The 743-nt window shown below is 65.7% G+C and carries 1 protein-coding gene; it reads left to right on the top strand.

Going from position 1 to position 743, the window contains the following annotated elements:
- Positions 1-743, top strand: a 743-nt coding sequence (gene eccE / locus BST40_RS28410; protein ID WP_083156635.1) for a type VII secretion protein EccE, incomplete at both ends; no start/stop codon positions are given.

Below are 743 nucleotides of genomic sequence, written 5' to 3'. Positions count from 1 at the left end.
GTCATGGGCCGTGCTGGGGTTGCGAGGCCGGCGCCCGATCAGTTGGGACGCGCCAATTACGGTGGCCAACAACCGGTCTGGTGGTGGGGTCCGGGTCCAAGAGGGTACCGCGGTGGTGGCGGTGCAACTGCTTGGCCGAGCACATCGCGCAACCACGGTGACCGGTTCGGTGACCGTCGAATCCGACAACATCATCGATATCGTCGACCTGCTGCCGCTGTTGCAGCATCCCCTGGACCTGCAGCTCGATTCGATCAGCATCATCACAGTCGGCTCGCGAACCGGCACCGTCGGGGACTACCCGCGGGTGTACGACTCAGAGATCGGCACCCCACCTTACGCGGGTCGGCGCGAAACCTGGCTGATCATGCGACTGCCGATCATCGACAACGCCCAGGCGTTGCGGTGGCGCACCAGTGTTGGGGCTGCGGCAATTTCGGTCGCTCAGCGCATCGCCGGCTCGCTGCGGTGCCAAGGTCTGCGCGCCAAGGTGGCGACGGCCACCGACCTGGTCGAGCTGGATCGCCGGCTGGGGTCGGACGCGGTAGCCGGCAGCGCGCAGCGGTGGAAAGCCATCCGTGGAGAATTGGGCTGGATGACCACATATGCCTATCCGGCCGAGGCGATTTCGTCACGAGCTCTTACCCAGGCATGGACCCTGCGGGCTGACGAGGTCGTCCAGAACGTGACGATATATCCCGACGCGACCTGCACCGCGACCATTACGGTGCGCACCCCCACCC

This window comes from Mycobacterium persicum, assembly GCF_002086675.1.
GTDB classification, from domain to species: domain Bacteria; phylum Actinomycetota; class Actinomycetes; order Mycobacteriales; family Mycobacteriaceae; genus Mycobacterium; species Mycobacterium persicum.
The sequence above is the reverse complement of the archived record's forward strand: the minus strand, read 5'-3'. Positions and strand labels throughout refer to the sequence as shown.